The sequence below is a fragment of the Solirubrobacter soli DSM 22325 genome, from assembly GCF_000423665.1.
In the GTDB taxonomy this organism is placed as follows: domain Bacteria; phylum Actinomycetota; class Thermoleophilia; order Solirubrobacterales; family Solirubrobacteraceae; genus Solirubrobacter; species Solirubrobacter soli.
Window position 1 is genome coordinate 366,166 of sequence record NZ_KE384072.1, and the last position, 21,961, is coordinate 388,126.

The window sequence follows — 21,961 nt, forward strand, 5'->3', positions numbered from 1 at the left end:
GCACTCGGCACCGGCCGTCCGCGGGGGACGGCCGGTGCCGGGAGGCTCACGGGGTCGTCGTCGACAGCGTGAACGTCAGGGTCTTGCTGTAGCTGCCGGTGCGCAGCGGCTGGTTGACGCCGATGTGCTGGCGCAGCGTGATCGTCACCGGGTCACCCGACACCGGGCCTGTCCACGCGGCCTTGGAGAACGCGACCTGTAGCGGCTCCGAGAGCGTGTAGGTCCCGTTGGCCAGATACGCCGGGGCCGGGGCCACGGTCAGCGCGGCCTCGCCCGCCGTGCTGGTCACTTCCGCACCCACGCTGGCCTCGTACGTCTTGTCGACGTTGGGTGTGAACGTCCCGAACGAGGCCGGCGCGCCGAGCTTGAGGCTGAGCGTCGCCGGGACGTCACCGCCGACCGTCGTGCCCGCATCCACGCTCGTGTTGAGCGCGCCCACGCGCACGTTGCGGAAGTAGACGTCGTCGCCCGAGCCGTGCATCTGCAGGCCGATGCGGCCGAGGCCGAGCGCCTTGTCCGGGTCGACCCAGTCGTTGATCTTGACGCCGTTGAGGAACACCGTGATCCGGTCCGCCCGGACCTGGATCTCGTACGCGTTCCACTGCCCGGCCGGCTTCAGGGCCGCGTCGCGGGCAGCGGCGTCCGCCGCCTGCTTGCCGTAGATCGAGCCCGTCGTGTGGGAGGGATCGTCCGTCGGGTCGATCTGGATCTCCTCGCCATCGGTGATCGAGGTCTGGTCCGTGCCGGTGCCCTTATCGGGGAAGCCGACGAAGACGCCGGAGTTGTCGTCGCCCGGCATCATCCACTCGAGCTTGAGCGAGTACGGCGCCTTGTAGTCCTGCTTGGTGTACATCAGGCCGAACCCGCCGACGGACTTGATCGTGCAGCCGTCGCGGACGAAGCGCCCGCTGCCGGCGTACTTCCAGCCTTCGAGCGAGGAGTCGGTGCCGTCGAACAGCGCCGTGTAGCCCGCCTCGGGCGTGTACGGCGTCGCGCACGGCGGCGACGGCGGCAGCTCGGGCGGGGCGCCGACGGTGAACGCCTCGAACGTGCCGGTCTCGGCACCCGTGCCGTTGTAGGCGGCCACGCCGACGCTCGGCGCGCCGATCCCGCCGAGGTCGAAGCCGTCGCCCACCTCGGTCCACGTCGTCCCGTCATCGAGCGAGTAGCGGCCGCGCAGCTGGCCGTCACGCGCGTACATCTGGAGCGTGATCGCCTTCTGGGCGTTCGCGGGCAGAGCGGGGCCGTTCTGGTAGCCGTTGTTGCGGCCCAGCTCGGTCGTCCACTCGCCGCCCGGGCGGCGCATGACCACGAGCTTGCCCCAGGCGGAGTTGCCGCTGTACGCGACGAGGCCGGCTTGCAGGTAGTCGTCGGTGCCGTCGATCGAGACCTTGGTCGTGATCGCCCAGCTGCCGTTGGTCGGGCCCGGCTGGAGGATGATGTTCTTGGCGCTGACGGTGCTGCCCGTGATGTCGCCGGAAGCCGCCTTGATGGCCAGCTTGCCGCCGCTCAGCGAGTACCCGGCCGCGTCCTCGTTGAGGACCGTGGTCCAGCGGCACTTGTCCAGCGTGGTGCCGTCGAACGTGTCGTTCGCGGCGACCGTCCCGCACTGGATCGGCTCGTTCTGCTTGAAGTCCAGGTAGTCGACGTTGACGTTGGCCTCGTCACCCGAGTCGAACTTGAGCTGAATGGCGTTGTTGCCGGCCTTGACGGTGATCTTGTCGTTCAGCGTCCGGTAGTTCGGCCACGCGCCCGTGTCCGGGAAGGAGACCTTCTTCTGGAAGACGCCGTTGACGTACAGGCTGAGGCGCTTGGTGCCGGCGAACGGGTTCGGGCCGTTCGCGTAGCCCCAGGTGACGTCCGCGACGCCGTCGGCGAGCGCGTTGACCTGCAGCGTGGTGCTGGCGCCCTGGTTCTGGTAGCCGCCGACGTAGCCCAGGCCGCTGTAGCCCGCGTGCTCGGTCTGCGCGTTGGCGCCGCCGGCGAGCGTGCCCGACTCGGCCTCGTAGCGGGTCGTGCCCGCCGGGGCGAGCCGCAGGGAGTCCAGGTTGACGTTGCCGTCGTCGGTCGCCCCGTACTTGAACTCGATCGTGTTCGCTCCGCCGTTGAGGGCGACCGTGTCGAGGTAGTACCCCCACGTCTTCCAGGTGCCCGTCGAGGGCAGCGTGATCGTGCGGCTCGTGCCGTTGACGATCAGCGTCATCTTCTTCGGGCCCTGGAACGGGTTCGGGCCGTTGGCGTAGTGCAGCGCCATCCGGTAGTCGCCGGCCTTGGCCGTGTTGACGCTGAGCTTGATCGACGACGCCCCGGCGGTCTGGATGCCGGAGACGAAGCCGCTGCCGGTGTAGCCGGCGTGCTCGGTGTCGAACTTCGCGCCGCCCGAGAGGGCGGCCTCTTCGAGCTCATAGGCCCCGTCGCCGACCGGCGCGACGTAGCCCGGGAGCGAGTTCAGCGTGTACCACGCCTCGGTGTTCCACAGCTCCTCGCCGGTGTTGGAGGCGAACGGGCGCTGCGAGCGCACGTGCACGACGCGGCCCGGCTTGAGGCCGTCGACGTGGACCGTGACCTCCTTCTTGTCCGCGGAGATGCTGGCGTCCTTGACGGTCAGGGACTCCTCGTCGACCTTCGGGCCGCCGTACGCCGGAGTGGGCACGTAGCGCCACTGGTCGAACTTGTACGCGTCCTTCAGACGGGCGATCGCGGTGTCGCCGATCGGCTGTGTGTAGGTCAGCTTGAAGCCGCCCTCGATCACGCTCATCGTCGCGAAGTCGAAGACGTTCTTGCCGTTGGGCGTGAGCTTCTGGAGCCCGTAGCGGAGCTTGTTGTCCTCGCCCCAGTTGCCGCCCTCACCGGTACCGCCGACGTAGATCGCGCCGTCCGGGCCGATGATCGTCCGGTTGACGCCGACCTCGAGGCCGGCCGAGTGGCGGAAGACCGCGCCCTGGTACTCGCCGTCGACCTTCTCGAGGAAGCCGCGCTGCAGGCCGCCGTAGGTCAGGTCGCCCCAGAGCATCTGGCCCTTGAAGGGACCGTCCTTGAGCAGGACCGGGTTCGTGGGGGAGTTCGCGATCTCGTTGTGCGGCATCCACAGGACGGGCTGGGTGACCGGCTTTGAGTCGAACGGGCCGGGCGGGTTGATGTAGTGGTTGAAGAAGCGGTCCTGCTTGATCTGGACCATCTTGTTCGCCGGCAGCCAGGCGCCCTGGTTGTCGTTGACGAAGATCCCGCCCTCGGGGCCGAAGCCGATGCCGTTCGGGGTGCGCAGACCGCCGGCGATCAGCGAGACCTGCCACGTCTTGCGGTCGATCTTGATCGCGGTGCCCGGGTTTTGTCCCGGCTGCGGGTCGGTCGTCGCGCCGCCGTTGTTGATGGCGTTGGAGCGAGCGACGTAGAAGTAGTCGTCGTCGTGGATCAGGCCGAAGGCGAACTCGTGGAAGTTGCCGCCGTTGGGCCACGAGGCGAGGCGCTTGTGCTCCATCATGCCGTCGCCGTTGGTGTCGGGCGTGAGCTCCGTGAGCCCCTCGCGCTCGGAGACGTACCAGTGGCCGTCGACGACCTGGATGCCCATCGTGTTCTTGAGCTTGTCGGCGACCTTGGTGTAGGTCACCTGATCCTTGCTCGTGGCGCCCTGGACGTGGTCGACGATGTAGACCTCGCTCGACTCCGGGTTCGGGACCCAGCCACCCGAGGAGACGTCGCCCGTCGTGGTCAGGACCATGCGGCCGTCCGGCAGGAAGTCCATGCCCGAGACCTTCGGCTGGAACGCGTCCGGCCGGATGTTGACGAGGTCGTAGTCGGGGTTGACCGAGTCCAGGCGCAGGCCGTCGCCGGCCGTGTCCGTGACGCCCTCGCAGTACTTGAAGCCCGGGTTGGTGACGCGCACGACGCCCGCCTCGGTGGACAGCACGGAGCTCGGGACGATCGTGTAGGCGCTTGCGCCCGGGGCCTTCCACTCGAGCTTGAGGACCTGCCCGCCGCCGGCCTCGATGTAGTCGATGCGCAGGGCGTGCGTGCCGGCCGTCAGCGTGACGGTGCCCTCCTTGGACGTCTCGCCGTGCAGGCCGTCGTGATCGATGACGACCGCGCCGTCGATGCTCAGCTTGGAACCGTCGTCGCTGGTGATGCGGAAGGCGTAGCTGCCGGCCGTCGCGGCGTTGAGGTTGGCCAGGACCGTCGACTGGAAGTTGTCGGTGGCCCCGAACTCGGCCTCCGTCGTCCAGTTGATGTTCGGCATCAGCTTGTCGACGTTCGGCGTCTGCGCGCTCTTGAGCGTGCACGTCTTCGTCGGTCCGTTGGCGAATTGATAAGTGCGCAACGTGACGCCTGGCTCCTGCGGCGCCTGCGCGGAGGCAGGCCCGGCGAACGCGCCGGCCGCGGCAACTACAGCGACGCCGAGCACGCCAATGCGGCTACTCAGGCGACGACGAACCAATCCGGACAACAGCGACTCCTCCTACACCGACGTCAGTTCGCCCCGAGAAGCTACTAGAGATCGGACACGAAACAAACCGCTTTTGCAGGTTTGACGACCAAAACCTAGCCGTTAAACGAGTAACTGGACTAGGACATCCGTTGGTTCGATCCCCAGAAGGTTCCAGGCCACCAGTTCCAGCGGCCGAACAGGGTCATCGTCGCGGGCAGCAGTAGGCCGCGCACCACCGTCACGTCCAGGAAGATGGCGACCGCCATCGCGACGCCGATCTCCCTGACCTCGGCCAGCTGACCGAGCGCAAAGCCTCCGAACACGACGCCGATCGAGATCGCGGACGCGGTGACGACCGGTCCCGAGGCCGCGATGCCGGTCAACACGGCCCGATCGTCGTCGCCGCATCGGTCCCACTCCTCCTTGATGCGGGCGAGCAGGAACACCTCGTAGTCCATCGAGAGCCCGAACAGGAACATGAACAGCAGCAGCGGCGTCGTGACGTCGAGCGGGCCCGGGAGCAGTAACACGACCACGCCCAGCGTGGCGGCGAGCGTGAGCAGGTTCAGCACGATCGCCTTCAGCGCGATCAGCACGGAGCCCGTGAGAGCGAACAGCAGCAGCGCCGTCGGCAAGCCGACGACGAGCAGGGCCAGCGGCAGCCGCTGCGTCGTGGAGTCCTTGGCGTCCACGAGCTCGGCGGCCGCGCCGCCCACAAGCACCTGCACCGGGGAGTCGAGGCCCCGGATCGCGCGGACCAGTCGCTGCGCGCGCTCGCCGGAGTCGGGGCCCGCGGCGTCGACCTCGATCCCGGTGACCGACGACGGCAGGTCGTCCCTGATCATCCCGTCCTTCGCGTCGGGCAACCGTCTCATCCGCTCGATCAGGCCGGTGACGGCCGGGTCCCTCGGCGCGGCCGCGATCAGCACTTGGATCGGATCGACTGGGCCTGCGGTGAAATCGCGCTCGACCGCCTCGAGCACGCGCCGCTCCTGGGCGTCCGCGGGCAAGGAGCGCGCGTCGCCATCGGCCACCTGGAGGCCGAGTACCGGGATCGACAGCGCGAGCAGCGCCGCGACGACGGTGAGCGCCACAGCTGCTGGACGGCGTTGCGCGAACGCGGCGAGCCGTGCGAGGAGCCCGGTCGCGCTTCGGCGATCGCGGCGCCAGACCCAGGTGCGTGTGCCCGGCGACGGGATGCGGTGATGCGCGACCGCGATCAACGCGGGCATGAGCGTGAGGCCGGCGATCGTCGCCGTGCCGACCGCGAGCACGCCGCCCAGAGCCATCGCCGACAGCAGCGGGTCGGCGAACACGTACAGCCCCGCGAGCGCGATCGCGACGGCGAGGCCGGAAACCAGCACCGCACGGCCCGCGCCGGCCATCGTCCGACCCAGCACGTCGGAAACCGGCGCGTCCGGGGTCGCGGTGCGCTCCTCGCGGAAGCGCGCGATGACCAGCAGGCTGTAGTCGACGGCGAGCCCGAGCCCGAGCAACGTCACGACGTTGACGGCGAACTCGCTGATCGCCACCACACTCGCGAGCGCGTCGAGCACGAGGAGTGAGCCCGTGATCGCCGCCAGGGCGACGAGCAGCGGGATCAAACCGGCGAGCGCCCCGCCGCCGAAGAGCACCAGGACGACGGCGAGGACGACGAACGCGACCGCCTCCCCGCGCACCGCGTCCCGCGTGGCCTGATCGGCGAACGTGCGCTCGGCCAGCAGCTTGCCGCCGACGAGCACCTCGGGCGCGTCGATCGTGCGCAGCCTCGCGGCGACCCTGTCGGCCACGACGAGCGCCGCGTCATCGTCGAGCTTCGGGTCCAGCTCGATGACCGCGAGCGAGCTCTGCTTGTCACCCGCGATCAACCCGCCCGCCGTGTAGGCGTCACGGACCTCGTGGACCCCGGGAAGCGTTCGCAGCTCGTTCATGACACTGCTCGCGCTCTCCACGAGCGCGGGCGTGTAGAAGTCCGCCCCGCCGATCACCGCCACGACCGTCTCGCCGTCGGGAGCGAGCTCGTCCAGGCGTTCCTTGGCCAGGGCCGACTGCCCGCGCGCCGCTTCGACGGATTCCGCGCGGTCGAAGACACCGGAGCCGAAAATGCCGCCGGCGAGCGCGACCACGGCCCAGAAGCCCAGGATCACCAACCGCCGGCGGGCTCCCGCACGCCCTAGCCATTCGAGCATCGCGAGAGGGTAGATGGCGCCCCGAAGAGCGCGGCGCGGGTGCCGGCCGCCGCCTCGTGCGACGGCCGGCACCGCGGGTCAGGCGCGCAGGGCGGCCTCGAGGTCGTCCAGCGCCGCCTGCTCGTTCGGGCTGATCTGCTGTCCGTGCTCGGAGTGGCGCTCCGCGACGCGGCGGGCGAGCGTGAGCACGAACCGCCGGTAGTCCTCCACCTCGTCGGAGGTGGCCTTGCCGTCGAGCGTCGCGACGGCGTCCTGCAGGACCTGGACGCCGTGACGCTTCATCTCGTCGTACGAGTGGAAGCGGGTGTGGTCGCGCTCCGGCTTGGTCGTGACGATCTCGTCGAGGAGCTCGCTCTTGCCGTGCTCCTTGCGCGCCTCGCCGTAGGCCTTCGCGATCGCGAACGTCTCGCGCATCATCCCGCCGTGGTCGGCCATCGCGACGACCATCCCGGCCATCGGCGGTCCCGTCAGGACCAGGTCCCACTCCTCTTCGGTGAACGCTGCTTTGGTGGTCACGACGACCACTCTCACCCGTGGCGGGAGCGGGCGCATCACCCGGATCGCGTGATCGCGCGCGGGTAAAGTCCTCCCCGCATGCGGTCGCGATCGATCGGCGCGGCGGTCGCCCTCATCACCCTCGTCGCGGGCTGTGGCGGGCGCGACAAGCCGCCGCCCGCGGCCACGCCGACCGCCGCGGCCGCGACGGGCCCGCGGCTCGTCGTCGTCGGCGACTCGCTCGCGGCGGGACGCTTCGCGGGCACGCAGGCCGAGGCGTTCCCCCAGCAGGTGGCCGCGGACATGAAGGCCGGGCTCGAGGTCCTGGCCGCGCCCGGCGTGACGACCGCCCAGTTGGCGGGCCAGACGGTGCCGCGCGGCGATGACGTGGTCATCGAGGCCGGCACGAACGACTTCCTCTACCAGACGCCGCGCGGCCAGTTCGCCGACGACTACCGGGCGTTGGTCGCGAAGGTCAAGGCGGCGTCACCCGGCGCCAAGCTCGTCTGCCTGACGACCTGGACGCCCACGGGCGTGCCGCGCGGCACGATCCCCGCCTCGTTCTACGACGCGACGATCCGGCGTGCGTGCGACGGAGGCGCGGTGGCGGACGTCTCGCCGTTCTTCGACGACCGCGGACCCGCGGGCCGCCCCACGTTCGCCGGCACCGGCGACGACTTCCACCCGAACTCGGACGGCCACGCGGCGATCGCGCGGCTGATCGAGTCGAACCTCCGCTGACTCAGCGGCCGCAGAGCTGGTCGATCCGCTTCGCGGACTCCTGGATCTTCCTCAAGGCCTTCTCGTCCGTGAGCAGCTGGGTGGCCGAGGCCATGTCGCCCTTCGCTGCCGCCGTCTTGCCGCGGGCGAAGTCGGCCGCGAACATCCGCAACCCCGTCACGAACTCGCGCTGCGGGCCTGCCAGCGGCTCCTGCGCCTTGACGATCTCGACCAGCTTGGCCGAGTCGAGCAGGCTCTTGCGGGCGGTCCCCACCTGCTTGGCGAGATCCTTCGGGTTCAACGCTTGGGTGATGCCCTCGGTCGTGTGACCGACGAGCTGTGACACCGCCTGGATCGTCTGCTCGAGCAGGCCACAGGCGGCGACATCCGCCGCGGAGGTGACGGTCGGCACGGACGATGCGGTCTTCGCCGCCGCCGGCGTGGCGGTGGGCGCGCTCGCGGACGTCGGGGCGGGGTCGTTGCCGCCGCAGCCGGCGACGAGGACGACCAGGGCGAGCAGGGCGATACGGAAAAAAGGCATACGTTCTTTGAGCGGCGCCGGGCCCGGAGCGATCGCTCCGGGCCCGGGCAGCATCCCTTACGGGTTCGTCGTGGACAGCGTGAACGTCACCGTTGCGGAGTAGTTGCCTGTTCGCAGCGGATCGGTTGCGGCGATCGGCTGATGGAAGCCGATCGTGACGGAATCGTGTGACACCGGCGCGCTCCAACTCGACTTGGACAAGTCGACCGTGAACGGCTGCGTCATCGTGAACGCCCCGTTGGTCAGGTGGTTCGGACCCGACCAGCTGAGCGCCGCGTCGCCCGCCGTGGAGACCACGTCGGCCGTCGTGGTGGTGTCGTACGTCTTGGCCACGCCCGGCGCGAACGCGCCGAAGGAGGCGGCCCCGCCGAGCGTCAGGCTCAGCGTCGCCGGGACGTTGCCGCTGACCGGCTGATCCTGGATGGGAGCACCCTGGACCGGGCCGTTGGCGGTCGACACGAACGACGCCAGCTCGTCCGAGCTCAGTGTCCCGCACGGGTCCGCGGCGGGACCGGTGGTGGGAGCCTGGGGCTCGCCCGCGGGAGGCGTCGCCGGGTAGTACGTCGGGGCGAAGTTGATCGGCTCCACCTGACGGTAGGTGCCGACGTTCGCCGTCGTCTTGGTGCCATCGCCCTTCGAGACCAGCAGCTTGACGTCATGCCAGCCGGCCTGCGACGGGAACGTGTGCGTGACACGCGGGTTGTTGGTCTTCTGCGGGGCGCTGCCGTCGCCGAAGTCCCAGTAGTACTCGAGGCCGGCGGACGAGCCGTCGGCGTCGCGGCTGAAGCCGGCGTCATAGGTCACCGTCCGCGTCGCGGTCGCCTTCTTGGGCGACTGCTCGAAGAAGGCGACCGGATGGGTCGGCTTCGGCGTCTTGCCGCCGAGCGCGTCGGAGGCAACGGCGTACGAGAAGTAGGTCGCCACGAACTCGACACCCCGCAGCAGGCCCTCGGACGGCTTGTCATAGCCGCCGGGCCCGTGCACCTGTCCTCCGGCATAGAAGTTCAGGTTCGGGAAGTTGTCGCTCATGGTGTCCTGGCCGTACAGGAACGAGATGCCCGGCTTGTTCGGGTAGCTCGCCGGGTACGGGTTCTCGTTGCCGCCGACCGCCGGGTTGGTGCTGGAGTCGTACACACCGATGTTGCCCAGCGACGGGATGCCGCGGTTGCCGAAGGACACCTGGTCCGTGCGGCCCGTGCGGTCGTCGTTGACCGGGGTGTACTTCGCCTGATCCGCCGGCAGGTACGACGGGATCGCGGCCGGGGTCGGGTTGTCCGGCGTGGAGCCCGTGTTCTTGAACATCATCGGGTTCCCGACCGGGATCGAGTAGTTGTACTTCTCCCCCAGGTCGTGGATCGCGTTCGTGACGGCGCTCTCGACGTTCGTCCGGAACGCGGTCACGTTGGCGAGGTTCGCCTGCAGCCGGGCGAAGCCGGCGGTCGAGTAGATCGCGCCGGTGTTGGTGACCGGCGTGGCGTTGATGTTGTTGAACCACGGACCGACACCACCGTTGATCAGATCGTTCAGGTAGTGATCGGTGCCCCAGTGCAGAGCCGGGTAGTTGATCCCGTTCTGGTCGTTGTTGAGCACGCCGACGATCTGGCCCTGCGGACCGTCGGAGATCAGGCCGCTGGTCGGACCGTTGATGGTCGAGCCGGCGGCGTGAGCCTTCTGGATCGGGGCCGCCAGCGTGATGCCGGTGCCGAGATCCTGCGCGGCCACGCCACTGGCGTGGGCGCTCGTCAGCGGGGCGCTCAAGGTGACGCCGGTGCCGGTGGCTCCGGCGGTTCCGACGGTCTGGACCGTGGCGAACTCCTGGCTGGAGTTCCCTGCGGCCTCGAGCCGGATCGGCTCGCCCGCGACGATGTTGGTCACGCTCGCGACTTTGATGTTGGAGTCGCCGGCGGAAGCCGCCGCGGCCAGCGTGGTGGCCGTCCTGGCTGCCGTGCCAATGGCCTGCACGACGTTGTTCTCGGTATCGACGTCATCGATCGCCACAGGCTGGCCGACCGCGAAGATTCCCGATGATTGTGCTGCGTTGAGGGCTGAAACGGATGCTACATACAGCTTGGTACTACCGATGCTCGCCGGGGCCGTAAGGTTCGTAGCACCTCCACCAGTGGAGGAGTAGAACCCGGACCCGACGAGCCCCTGTAACTCTGCGTCGTACACAGCGGACTTGATTGTCCGCTTGGGGTACGTCCCATTCGCTTCATGCCAACGAAGGACTGAGCCGATCTCCTCCAGGTTCATGAGCGCGCCCATGTTGGAGTCGTACGGCGAGCCGGTGCCCCAGTCGCCCGAGTACATCGAGCTGTAGGGGGTTGCAGAGGTACCGGGGTTCGGCGCGGACACGTTCTGGCTGTCGGGGTGGAAGGCGAGCATGACCTGCTGTCCGGGGCAGGCCGCGCCTGGAATCGTGAGTTCCTGGACGTTGATCTGGTAGGTCGACTGCGGGTAGATGTTGTCCCGCTTGGACATGAACTTGCCCAGGTTGCCGTTCGGCTGCGCAGTGCTGGAGACGCCGAGGTCGCCCCACCACTTGTTGAACTCCTGCGTGCCGTTGTAGTTCATCGGCAGGTTGTTGGCATCGCCAGGGCTGCCGAAGGCGCACGACGTCGCGCCGGCCAGGCATCCGTCGGAGCCGGCCCGCTTGTAGATGAAGTGCGTGGCGTTGTACCAGTCCTGCGAGTAGATCCACGCCGCGTCGACCACCGGGTGCGCCGGGTTCGAAGCGGGCGGAGGCGTGGACTGGGCGCCGCCGCTGGTGACGATGATCGGCGTCGCGCCGGCCGCCACCACCGTGGCGAGGACGAGCAAGCGAGGTACGCGCAAGCTAGTTCCTCCCCTCTGCGGCATTGGGGGTGTTGCCGTTGAATCCGGCCTTGGCCGCAGCGACCAGGGCCGTGCGCTCAGCGGCGGAGAACGTGCCGCAGGCGGGTGTCGCGGGTGCCGAGCCCGACGGGCTGTTCACCGCGAGCGCCTGGCGGTACACGCCCCAGGCGGAGTCGTCGGAGCCATTGGCCACGACGAGCTTGACATCGGCCCACTGGGCGGCCGCGTAGGTGTGGGACACGGTCTTGCCGGTCGCGTGCGTACCGTCGCCGAAGTCCCAGTAGTACGTGAGGCCGTTGGTGGTGCCATCGGCGTTGCGGGCGAAGCCGGCGTCGAAGCTCACCGTGCGAGTCGACGTGGGGTTGACCGGCGAGGTCTCGAAGTAGGCGACGGCGCCCTTCGGCGCGTCGACGGCTCCGAGGTACTTGTTGTCGCTCACGAGCAGCGACGTGTAGGTCGCCGGCAGCTCGAGGGCGCGGATGAGCTCCTCCGTCGGCTGCGACTCGTCGTCGATGCCGTGCGGAGCGCCCGAGGCCCACATGTTGAGATGCTCGACGGAGTCGCCCGTCATACCGACCGGCTGACCCTCGTTGACCCGGAACGGCACGCCGCTCGCATGCGCGAACTTCAGCGCCGCCTGCAGGGTCACGGTGGTGCTCGCCGTGTCGATCGACTTGATCTGGCCGACCTCGAGGTTCTGGCCGGTGTCGATCATGATCGGCTGCCCGGCGACCAGATTGGTCACCGCGGCCACCTTGACGGCGGTCGCGCCGGCGTCGGTCGCCGCCGCGGACGTCGTCATGCCACCCGTGAGGCTGCTCTCGTTGCCGATCTGCAGCGACGTGCCACCCAGGTGCTGGATGACGGGGGTCGCCTTGATCGCGTCACTCGTCGTGGACGGATACGGGTTCTCGACGGAGTTGGTGTCCTGGACGCCACCGACGCTGAAGCCCGGGATGCCGGCGTTCCAGAACGCGGCAGCGGGATCCTCGGTGGACAGGATCTGCGCCTCGGGGGCCGTACCCGCCGGATGGACCGGTGAGTACTGCGCCTGCTCGGCGGCGGTGTAGGCGGGAACCGTCGGCGTCTGCGGCAGCTGCGGGCCGCCGTTGGCCGTCGACAGGCCGGCCGGAGCGGAGCCCGTGCCGTTGTAGCGGAGCGGGTTCTCCTGCTTGACGGTGCCGTGGTACTTCGTGCTCTGCGCAGCGAAGCCCGCGGTCACAGCGGCCTTCAGGTCGGCGTCGAACGCCGAGATGGCCGTGCTGTTGCTCGCGATGCTCCCGGTCGAGTCCGGGTACAGCGCGTTCGGAGCCGACGGCGTGTCCGTGATGAACGTGTGCCACGGTCCGACGCCGCCGGTGGCGACGTTGTTCCAGTAGTACTGCGTGCCGAAGTGGTACGCCGGGTAGCTGGCGCCGTTCGCGTTCATCGTCGCGAACATCGCGTACTGCCCCTGCGGCCCCTTCGGGATCAGGTTCTTCGCGTAGTACTCCGAACCCTCGCGCATGTACGTCCCGTCCTTCGCCCGCCCCGCGTCAGCGTCGATGAGCGCGACCTTGAAGGTCTTGGAGGGATACGTATGGTTGGCGGCGTACCAGCGCAACAGGGCCTGGTACTCGGCCATTGTCATCGCGACGCCCGACGTGTCGTCGTAGGCGCCGCCGTTGCTCAGGTTGCTGAGCGTGATGTGGCGGCGTGCCGCGTTGAACCCGTCGACCGCGCTCGTCGAGGACGTCGGGTTGTTGATCTCACCGACGATCGTCGGGCTGACCGGGGTCAGGTCGCCGTGCGCGGCGATCAGCACGCGCACGCCCGGGCAGGCCGCCCCGGGGATCGTGACCTCGGCGTCGTTGGAATCCCAGCGGTAGTTCGCGTCGAACGTGTAGTTCGGGTTCGTCCGCTGTTCCGGCGACCGGCGGAAGTAGTGGTCGGACACCGTGGCGAACTTGGCGACGTTTGACATCGCGCCCGTGTCCGTCAGCTGTGTCTTCCAGTTCTTCCAGAACTCCTGCCACCCGTTGATCGTCGATGCGATGTTGAACGAGTCGTTGAAGTTCCGCGGGTCTCCATCGGCTCCCGAGACGCGATAGACGTCGTCGTAGCCCATGTTGAACAGCTGGCCGTACAAGTAGCCGGTGTCGATCACCGGGGCTACCTGGCCGTCAGCCGACCTCGCCGGCGGTGCCACTCCGCTGGCGACGAGGGCGCCCGCCGCGGCCACCGCAACAGCTGCGGTGGCGGGGAGCAATCTCCGTCGCCCTAATTTGCGAAGCACCTGCATGAAACAGGACCCTCCTTCCTCCGAAGGACCATAGACATGGTCGCCCACACCCGAACCGGGGGTGGACCGGCCCGATTCTGCACGTCCGAAGGGGGTCGCGACAACAGATGAGTGCGCGCTGGGTGTGTGGATATCTCCACACACCCGCGTGCGGTAACTACGACGCCGCGTAGTTACTCATTTAGCGCTCGCTTATCACTCATGTGACAGTCGCGCGAGCGTGCAACTGGGGCTGCTTGGCGCCGAACGGATCGAGGCCCCAGAACAGGCCGTTCCCGCCCGCCGGGGCGTCTTTGGGCACGCGGATCTCCATGGCGAAGGCCTCGCGGCCGCCGGGGGCGATCGGCTTGGCGGCGGCACAGTTGAGCGTGTGGACCTCGACCTGGCCCGATGGCACGAGTTGCTGGACGTACGACGGGCACCGGTCGAAGCCGATCGTCTGGTGCGACGTGTTCTCCAGGACGACGACGAAGTGCAGCAGCCCGCCGCGCCGGGCCCGGACCGGCTGGTCGGGGATGGACGCCTTGACGGACGCGGACGTCCACGCCGGCACCGGCTGGATCTTCGCCGTCTCGAACGGCGACACGCCGATCGTGGACGGGCGGTTCGGGTCGCTGCACGGTGGCACCGCGTTGTAGTCGGCGTCGAGATGGCCGGCGCCGTTCGGCAGCGTGATCCGCACCGCGCTGGGCGCGACGCGCTCCTTGCCGGGGATCTGCGGATCGCACCAGTTGTCCCACGTGATCGTCAGCCCGGCGTACTCGCCCGGGCGGATCGCGAGCAGGCTCGACAGTGGGTAGGCCGTGTCCGGGAAGATCACCGGCGGACGCTGGATCGCCGAGTTGACCTGCTTCGGCCCGCCCTTCTTGACGAGCCGCACCTGCGGGCTCCCCTCCAGCCGGCACGGCTGCGTGCCCTTGTGCTGGAGCGCGATGACCGCGATCCCGCCGCCGTTTCCGTACGCCGCGAACTCGACCTGACCGTGCACGGCGAGGTCGGCCGCACGGCACGGTGTCGACACCGGGGCGCGGTCGGCGAGCTGCGCCGGCCGGCTGGACGTCCACGGCACGACGGGCCCCTTGATCTGCGACCCAGGATCGGACGAGTTCCCGCAACCGCCCACGAAGGTGAGTGACGCGACCAGCGCGACCGAGAGCTTCAAGCGCATCGGCGGCAAGTATGACCGTCGACACCATGGCCCAGCACGCAATTCTGCGCCTATTTGCCTCCACTCTCATCAACTACGCAAGTGAGTTTTCATCTACTCGTCACCTGTTGAGAGATGTCATCCAACAGTCTGTGGCAGTGGATCGTTTTTCGGGTTACAGTCCCGCCGCATGAGCAGGACCGGTTCCCTCGCGGCGAGAGCGGTGGTTGCACTCTGCCTGGTCGCGTGGGCGAGCGGTGCCACCTCGGCGCTGGCCTCCGAGGGCGCGAAGACGATCGCGCACGCGCCTGCCGTCACGCTGGGCAAGACCCTGCGCGGCACGCTCCACGAGGGCGCGTTCTACTCGGGGTATTCCGTCTCCTACTGGACGCTGCCGATCCTGAAGGGCGATCGCGTCTCGGTGCGGACGACCGCCAAGCGCGGCGCGACGCCCCCTTGCCAGCTGCTCTTCATGCCGGGGACCGACGACCTCAATGTCGGCGCCACCTCACCCATGCTCGACCCGCGGGATTCCACTCGCGACGGGTCGCGCGATAGTCAGCGCTGGATCGCGAGCGACACCGGCACCTACGTGCTCGCGATGACCAACGCCGATGTCTACTTATCCGGCCCCCACCAGTGCTTAGCCGCCCCCTCGGGGACGCCCTTCACCTTCAAGGTGTCGGTCGTCCATCGGGGGGCCGGTGGTCGCTCGGATCACGGTGGAGGGTCCGGGAACGACGCCGCACACGAGAGCAGTGCCCACTCCACGCACGTCGTCGAGCCAGGCCAGAGTCTGTGGATGATCGCGAAAGGTCTCATCGGAAAGCCGGACAGCATCGCCCAAGTCGCGTTCGAGGTGGGACGCCTGTGGCATCTGAACGCCGAGCGGATCGGCACCGGCAGCCCCGACCTGATCTTCCCGGGCCTGGAGCTTCAGCTCAAATAGCCCTCTACAGGCGTCCGTAGCTTAACCGGTGAACGGTGGCTGAGTAGGCGCTGGGGGTACCGCAGCGTGCAGGTCGTTCGAGCCGGGGCCGCCACACGGCGCGTCCCGGCGACTTGGTCGCCGCCTCCGGTGGTCGCGCTGCGGAAGCTCAGGGTCCAAATAGTCATCAAAAGCAGCGGCCTTAAAAGCCGTTAGATGCGGGTTCGAGTCCCGTCGGGCGCATCGTTGGGTGGGGATCAAATGCAGACCATTGACATCACTGAGGCGTCGGGGTACGACCCGGCGGTCGTCGAGCGCAAGTGGCAGGAGGCGTGGCGGGCCGCGAACGCGTTCCAGACTCCGCCGGAGTCGGTGGAGGGCGTGCGCGACGTGCACGTCCTCAACAGCCACCCGTTCACGTCGGGCGCGGCGCACATGGGCCATGTCCGCAGCTACTCGATCGGCGACTCGCAGGCCCGCTTCCGGCGCACCCGCGGGGACGCGGTGCTCTACTCGCTCGGGTTCGACGCGTTCGGGCTGCCGGCCGAGCTGGGAGCGATCGAGCACGGGCTCCCACCCCGCGAGTGGGTCGACACGTGCGCCGCGCGGATGCGCGAGCAGTTCGACGCCCTCGGGTTCTCGTTCGACTGGTCGCGCACGTTCATGAGCTGCGACGAGGACATCTACCGCTGGTCGCAGTGGCTGTTCCTCGTGCTGCTCGAAGGCGGTTTCATCTACGAGCGCGAGGGCTCGATCGACTGGTGCGACAGCTGCAACACCGTGCTCGCCCGCGCGCAGGTCGACGACGGCGAGTGCTGGCGCTGCCACGGGCCGGTGCGGCTCGTCCGGCGCTCGCAGTGGTACGTGCGCGGGAGCGCGTACGCGGAGGAGAACGACCGCAGGCTCGAAGAGCTCGTGCACTGGAACAAGGGCGCCATCGGCGCGCAGCGTTCGGTGCTCGGGCGCGTGGACGGCGTCGAGCTCGACGCCAAGACCCTGGACGGCCGGGCGCTCACGCTGTTCACCCCCCACGCCGATGTCACCGCGGCCGAGTTCGCGCTCGTCTCCCCCAACCATCCGGAGATCGAGCTCTGGACGGAGGCGCCGGGGGTGCGCGAGCAGCTCGCCGAGCTGCGCGACGCCGGTTGGCAGCGCGAGGACCGCAAGCTCGAGGAGGTCGCCGTCGTCGGGACGAGCCTCTCGGTCTTCGCCCCCGGGATCTCCCGCCCGCTGCCGGTGCTGATCTCGCCGTCGGTCGACGCCCGCTTCGGGCCGACCGCGGTGCTCGGCATCCCGTCCGTCGATCGCACCGACAAGGCGATCTTCTCGCAGCTGGAGGGGACCGCCGACCGCGGTGCGCTCAAGCATGGCGGCGTGTGGCGGGGCAGCAAGGAGACCGTGTCGACACGGCCCGCGATGCGCTTTCGCGGCGGCGACTTCCCGATCTCGCGCCAGCGCGCGTGGGGCACGCCGATCCCGATCGTGCACTGCGAGGCGTGCGGGACGGTGCCGGTGCCACTCGATCAGCTCCCCGTGCGGCTGCCCGACGACCTTGTCGTCAGCGCGGAGGGCAACGCGCTGCTGGAGCGGCCCGACTTCCTCGAGTGCTCGTGTCCGTCGTGCGACGGCCTGGCGCGGCGCGAGACCGACACGCTGGACTGTCACTTCGACGCAGGATCGCAGCAGTACCCGCTGCCGGCGCCGACGGCGGACCGCGGCGAGTCGCTGCTCACCCATCCCGAGCTGCAGCGCTGGGTCCCGGTCGAGCTCTACATCAACGGCGCCGACACGGGCCAGTTCGTCGTCGACCAGCGGACCATCTCCAAGATGCTCCGCGACCTCGGCCACTTCACGTGGCTGCCGGACGGCGAGTGCTACCGGACGACCTTCACCCACGAGATGGTGCAGCTCGACGGGCGCAAGATGAGCAAGCACCTCGGCAACACGGTCACGCCGCAGGCGATCGTCGAGCAGGTCGGTGCCGACGTGCTGCGCCTCGCGACGCTGCACGCCGCCGCGCCCGCGAAGGCGTTCACGTGGGACGACAGCCTGCTGACGTACTCGCGCTCGTTCCTGCGGCGGCTCTGGACGTTCGCCGCGCCGCGCCTGCAGGCGGCGTCGGGGGCGACGCCCGAGCTCGACCTCTCCGACGGCCTGCGCCGGAAGCTCGCTTCGTGGTGTGACACCGCGGCCGCGAAGGTCACCGAGAACTACGAGCGGCTCGACCCGCACCGGGCGACCCGCAACGTGATGACGCTGTTCGAGCGCATCGAGGACTTCGAGGCGCGCGTGACCGCCCGCCGCGAGCTCACCGCCGAGGACCGCGACGCGGTCGTGTACGCGCTGTTGTTGCTGGTCCGGCTGCTCGCGCCGGTCACGCCGCACATGGCGGAGGAGCTGTGGGCGCTGGCCGGAAACGAGGGGTTCGTCGCGGATGCGGGGTGGCCGGTATGAGCGTGCCGCGGTCCATCGGCATCAGCGAGGCGGCCTACCGCAGCCCGTTCCGCGCCTGGCACACCCGCGCCGCCGTCCGCACGAAGCCGCGGCGGCAGATCGAGGACGCCGAGCCTCGCACGCACGTGTACTTCCCGCCCGAGCTCGTGCCGGTCGCCCAGCACCCGCTCGTCCAGGCGCTCGGCGACGACACCGTCGACCGCGTGCTGATCCAGAACCTCCACACCTACCTGGAGTTCACGTCCGAGCTCGAGCACGGGGCGGTCAATCCGGTCGTGTCGATGATCAGCCGGCGCCGGTCGGGCTTCGATCTCCCGGAGACGATGATCGAGGACGCCTACAAGATCTACACCGACGAGGCGTGGCACGCGCAGCACTCCGACGACCTCGGACGCCAGGTCGCGGTGGCGACCGGCGTCGGGCCGGGTGTCTTCGAGGAGCCGAACTTCTTCCGCAAGCTCAACGGCTTTCAGCAGGGCCTCAGCGCCAACGAGCAACGGCTGGTGATGATCTTCTTCACGATCGTCTCCGAGACGTTGATCTCGGCGATCCTGTCGGGCATCCCGTCCGACGAGCGGGTCGTGATGGCCGTGCGCGAGGTCGTGGCCGACCACGACCAGGACGAGCGCCGGCACAGCGCCTACTTCAGCCGCCTGCTCGAGTTCGCCTGGCCGCGTCTGAACAAGGCGCAGCGGGCCGTGATCGGCCCGCTCCTGCCCGAGATGGTGCTGGCGTTCCTGGAGCCCGACTTCGTCGCGATCGCCGGCAACCTCCGCGCCTGCGGGCTCACCGCCGAGCAGATCGACCAGGTGATGACCGAGTCCTACCCGCCAGGGATGGTCAAGGCCGGCATCCGCTCCGCGTCGCGGGCGACGATCCGGCATTTCGAACGCGTGGGCGTCGTCGACGACCCCCGCACCGCAGAAGCTCTTGAAGGGAGTGGGTTGTGGCCGTAACCGACGTACGCACCTGGACGATCCGACACGCGCGCCCCGACGACGGGCGCCCGGTCCGGCGCTTCGTCTTCGACATCCTCAACGAGTACCACGTGCCCGCCGATCCGGACGACTCCGACGCCGACGTGATGGCCTTCGGGGCCCCGGCCGACGGCGTCGTCCAGCTCGTCGCCGAGGTCGACGGGGAGCCGATCGGTTCCGCGATCCTCACGCCGTACTCCGACACTGACATCAAGCTGTCCAAGCTCTTCCTCAAGCCGGAGTTCCGCGGCCGCGGGCTCGGCCGCGAGATGCTCGCGCGCTCCGAGGCCGAAGCGAAGGCCCTCGGCTACTCCCGGATCAGCCTGTGCACGCGCGCGTTGTACGTCGAGGCGGTGCGCCTCTACGAGCGCGCCGGGTGGAGCCGCGGCCCGGACCAGCCGCCTCCGGGCCCGGACCGCCTGTACTACCGCGACCTCTAGGCGCTCGCCACCGCGCGGCGGCGGCGGCGCAGCGAGCCCACCTGCAGCTCGCGCGCGAGGAAGTAGGAGCCCAGCACGACGACGAGCGCGCCGAGCTGGGCGCCGATGCCCTCCCAGGTGGCGTAGAGGCCGAGCCACGAGTTCGCCCACGTCGGCAGGTCGAACGAGGCGGCGCTCGCGGGCAGCCAGCCGAGGCCCTGCATGACATGGACGGTCGCGCCGGTCATCACCGCGAGCACGAGGGCGATCAGGACGCCGGTGACGATCAGCATCTTCTTGTACGGGAGTTTGCGTTGGGCGGCGAAGGTGACGCCGCCGACGGCGAGGGTGGCGGCGAGGCCGATGCCGGAGCCGAGCATGCAGGCCGCGGTGCCCGCGCTCACCTGGAGGTTCTGGATGAACAGGACGGTCTCGAAGCCCTCGCGGTAGACGCTCGTCAGGCCGAGCAGGACGAGGCCGAAGAAACCGGTCAGGACCTTGCGGCGGCGGTTGAAGCGGGCGATCCACTGGCTCCAGTAGACCTTGTGGAAGAACCAGTTGGTCACGACGAGCAGGACGACGATCGCGAGCACGCCGGTGATCGCCTCGAGGCGCAGGCCGCCGGTGCCGAGCTCGGAGATGAGCAGCTGGACGAGCGCCCAGGTGACGATCGTGGCACCGATGCCGGCGATGCCGCCGAGCAGCACGGGGCGGCGCATCCACTCGCGCGCACCGGTCAATGACGCCGTGATCGCGGCGAGGATCAATACGGCCTCCAGCCCTTCGCGGAAGACGACGATCGCGGCGTCGGTGACGACCGTGCCGCGGCTGATCTGTACCTGGCCGAGCTTCTGCTGTGCGATCCCGAGCTCGGTGCGCGCCTGCGCGACGGCGGGCTTGACGCCGGTCCCGCGGTCCAGGGCGGTCAGCACCGCCCACATCGACGCGTCGAACTCGGGCACCTGGCGCCGGTCGCCCGCGCTGCGCGCGTAGGCCTCGAGCCCGGCGGACACGGCCGCGGCGCGGTCGGGTGACAGCGCGCCGTTCAGCGCGGCCTTGACGTCCTTGAACCGCGACGGCGGCGATGCGACCGTCGCCGTCTCCTCGGCCACGTCCGACGCCAGCGGCCACGGCCGGAACCGGTTCTTCGTCGCCTCGAGCGTGCGCGCGAGCCTGGCCAGCTCCGGCGAAGGCGCGGCGACGTTCATCAGCCGCACCTGCAGCCGCAGCCGCGCGGCGAGCGCCGCGTCGTGCGACCGCACCGCCTGCGTGTAGGTCGTTGCGAGGTCGTCGGACGCGCGCGCGGCCGCGGGAGCCGCGACCAGCAGCACGAGGGCGAGCGCGACCGCGCGGATCATCCGCCGAGCGCGTCCGAGATCTGCGCCAGCGGCCTGGCCAGGTGCGCGACGAGGTCCGCCAGGTGGATGCGCTCGGTGTCGTCCACCGTCTCGTAGCTCGGGAAGGCGTCGCCCTGCTTGAGCGTCGCCAGCTCCTTCGAGACGGCCTCGAAGTTCGCGTTGATGTCATCGGCGAGCTTCGCGTCCTTCGCGCGCAGCGCGGGCGCGAGCAGCCCGAACGTCGTCTGCGAGCCGGAGATGTTCGCCTCGAAGTCGCTCAGGTCGGTGTGCGAGTAGCGATCCTCCTCGCCGCTGATCTTCGACGAGGCCACCTCGTCGAGCAGACCGTTCGCGCCGTTGGCGAGCTCGTCCGGCTTGTAGGTCAGCGTGCGCGTCTTGGCCTCGAGCGTGCGCACGTCGGCCAGCAGCTTGTCGGCGATCGGCGAAAGGCCCTTGGTGGAGTGCTCCTCCCAGAGCCCCTGCTCGATGCGATGGAAGCCCGTCCACTTCTGGCCCTTCTCGACGTCGTTGACGCGAGCGTCGATCTCCGGGTCGAGGTTGCCGAAGCTCTCGGCCACCGGCTCGATCGTCTCGTAGGGCACGCGCGCCGCCGCGAAGAGCTCCTTGGCCTTGTCGATGTCACCCGCCTTGACCGCCGCCACGAACGGCTCGACGCGCTTGACCAGCTCCTGCGCCTGCGTCGCCACGTAGCGCTGGTAGCCCGCGACCGCGGCCTCCAGGCGCGGGTCGCCGGCGCTCGAGATCGCCTTGCCGGCCACCGTGACGACCCCCGTCGCGGCGGTCGTCCCACCCGGGCAGGACATCGCGTACTGACCCGGCTGCAGGTCGAGCGTGAACGACCCGGACAGCCCGGCCACGAGGTTCTCCTTCTCCCCCAGGATGCGCTGGCCGCTCAGCACCTCGAGCTCGCTCACCCGTCCGGTGCCGGCGTTGGTGACCTTGAACGTCGTGCGCCCCGAGTCGAGCTTGACCGTCGCGGGGTCGCACCCGGCGTCCGTGAGCTTGACCTCGATCGTCTTCGGACTCGACGCAGACTGGCTCTTGCTCGGCTTGGCCGGCTCGCTCCCGCCGCAGGCCGCGAGCATCACGGCGCACAGCGGGAGCACGCTGATTCTCCTCATGTGACCTCCCGTCCTTAGGGTGGCCTAACACGCTACAGAGACAAGATGAGAGCAATCCGCGTTGCTCTCATCT

At 69.3% G+C, this 21,961-nt stretch carries 14 protein-coding genes and 1 tRNA gene; 6 read left to right on the forward strand and 9 right to left on the reverse strand.

From position 1 onward, the window contains the following. Positions 1-46: 46 nt before the first annotated feature. The 3 genes from G569_RS60105 to G569_RS60110 form a co-directional block, all read right to left on the reverse strand. Positions 47-4,399, reverse strand: a complete 4,353-nt coding sequence (locus G569_RS60105; RefSeq protein ID WP_053227741.1) for a 3-keto-alpha-glucoside-1,2-lyase-like domain-containing protein — start codon at positions 4,397-4,399, stop codon at positions 47-49. Positions 4,400-4,560: 161 nt separating this feature from the next. After that, entirely contained in the window at positions 4,561-6,612 is a 2,052-nt protein-coding gene (locus G569_RS0140720) for an MMPL family transporter (RefSeq protein WP_028067662.1), read from the reverse strand. 78 nt (positions 6,613-6,690) lie between these two features. Beyond that, entirely contained in the window at positions 6,691-7,128 is a 438-nt protein-coding gene (locus tag G569_RS60110; RefSeq protein WP_053227743.1) for a hypothetical protein, read from the reverse strand. A gap of 78 nt (positions 7,129-7,206) precedes the next feature. On the opposite strand from G569_RS60110, the gene G569_RS0140730 reads away from it, so the two are divergent. Beyond that, positions 7,207-7,848, forward strand: a complete 642-nt coding sequence (locus G569_RS0140730) for an SGNH/GDSL hydrolase family protein (RefSeq protein ID WP_028067664.1) — start codon at positions 7,207-7,209, stop codon at positions 7,846-7,848. Position 7,849: 1 nt separating this feature from the next. Here G569_RS0140730 and G569_RS0140735 read toward each other — a convergent pair whose 3' ends face one another. From G569_RS0140735 to G569_RS0140750, 4 genes are all read right to left on the reverse strand, one after another. Continuing rightward, complete coding sequence (locus tag G569_RS0140735) at positions 7,850-8,368, reverse strand: hypothetical protein (protein WP_028067665.1); 519 nt, start codon at positions 8,366-8,368, stop codon at positions 7,850-7,852. Between the two features lie 57 nt (positions 8,369-8,425). Continuing rightward, positions 8,426-11,188: a PKD domain-containing protein gene (locus G569_RS0140740; protein WP_028067666.1), complete on the reverse strand. Its 2,763-nt coding sequence runs from the start codon at positions 11,186-11,188 to the stop codon at positions 8,426-8,428. 16 nt (positions 11,189-11,204) lie between these two features. Beyond that, positions 11,205-13,349, reverse strand: a complete 2,145-nt coding sequence (locus tag G569_RS0140745; protein ID WP_028067667.1) for a PKD domain-containing protein — start codon at positions 13,347-13,349, stop codon at positions 11,205-11,207. A gap of 334 nt (positions 13,350-13,683) precedes the next feature. Next, on the reverse strand, positions 13,684-14,652 hold the full coding sequence (locus tag G569_RS0140750) for a DUF4232 domain-containing protein (protein WP_028067668.1): 969 nt from the start codon (positions 14,650-14,652) through the stop codon (positions 13,684-13,686). Between the two features lie 169 nt (positions 14,653-14,821). Here G569_RS0140750 and G569_RS0140755 point away from each other — a divergent pair, with 169 nt between their 5' ends. From G569_RS0140755 to G569_RS0140770, 5 genes are all read left to right on the forward strand, one after another. Then, complete coding sequence (locus G569_RS0140755) at positions 14,822-15,580, forward strand: LysM peptidoglycan-binding domain-containing protein (RefSeq protein WP_037502616.1); 759 nt, start codon at positions 14,822-14,824, stop codon at positions 15,578-15,580. Positions 15,581-15,720: 140 nt separating this feature from the next. Beyond that, a tRNA-Leu gene (locus G569_RS63460) sits at positions 15,721-15,802 on the forward strand. A gap of 18 nt (positions 15,803-15,820) precedes the next feature. Next, a complete protein-coding gene (locus G569_RS0140760) occupies positions 15,821-18,013 on the forward strand; it encodes a class I tRNA ligase family protein (RefSeq protein ID WP_028067670.1) in 2,193 nt (730 codons plus the stop codon). A 2-nt stretch (positions 18,014-18,015) separates the two neighbouring features. Further along, positions 18,016-18,969: a diiron oxygenase gene (locus G569_RS55875; RefSeq protein ID WP_169542358.1), complete on the forward strand. Its 954-nt coding sequence runs from the start codon at positions 18,016-18,018 to the stop codon at positions 18,967-18,969. Next, positions 18,960-19,430 carry a GNAT family N-acetyltransferase gene (locus G569_RS0140770; RefSeq protein ID WP_028067671.1) on the forward strand — a complete coding sequence of 157 codons (471 nt, stop codon included), beginning with the start codon at positions 18,960-18,962 and terminating at the stop codon, positions 19,428-19,430. Before G569_RS55875 ends, G569_RS0140770 begins: the two co-directional genes overlap by 10 nt. On the opposite strand, the gene G569_RS60115 is transcribed toward G569_RS0140770, so the two are convergent. Continuing rightward, a complete protein-coding gene (locus G569_RS60115) occupies positions 19,427-20,767 on the reverse strand; it encodes an FTR1 family iron permease (RefSeq protein WP_053227745.1) in 1,341 nt (446 codons plus the stop codon). The two genes, G569_RS0140770 and G569_RS60115, sit on opposite strands and share 4 nt — an antisense overlap. Beyond that, positions 20,764-21,888 (reverse strand): iron uptake system protein EfeO, encoded by a 1,125-nt coding sequence (efeO, locus tag G569_RS0140780; RefSeq protein ID WP_028067672.1) that lies wholly within the window; start codon positions 21,886-21,888, stop codon positions 20,764-20,766. The genes G569_RS60115 and efeO overlap by 4 nt, the downstream gene beginning before the upstream one ends. Positions 21,889-21,961 lie beyond the last annotated feature (73 nt).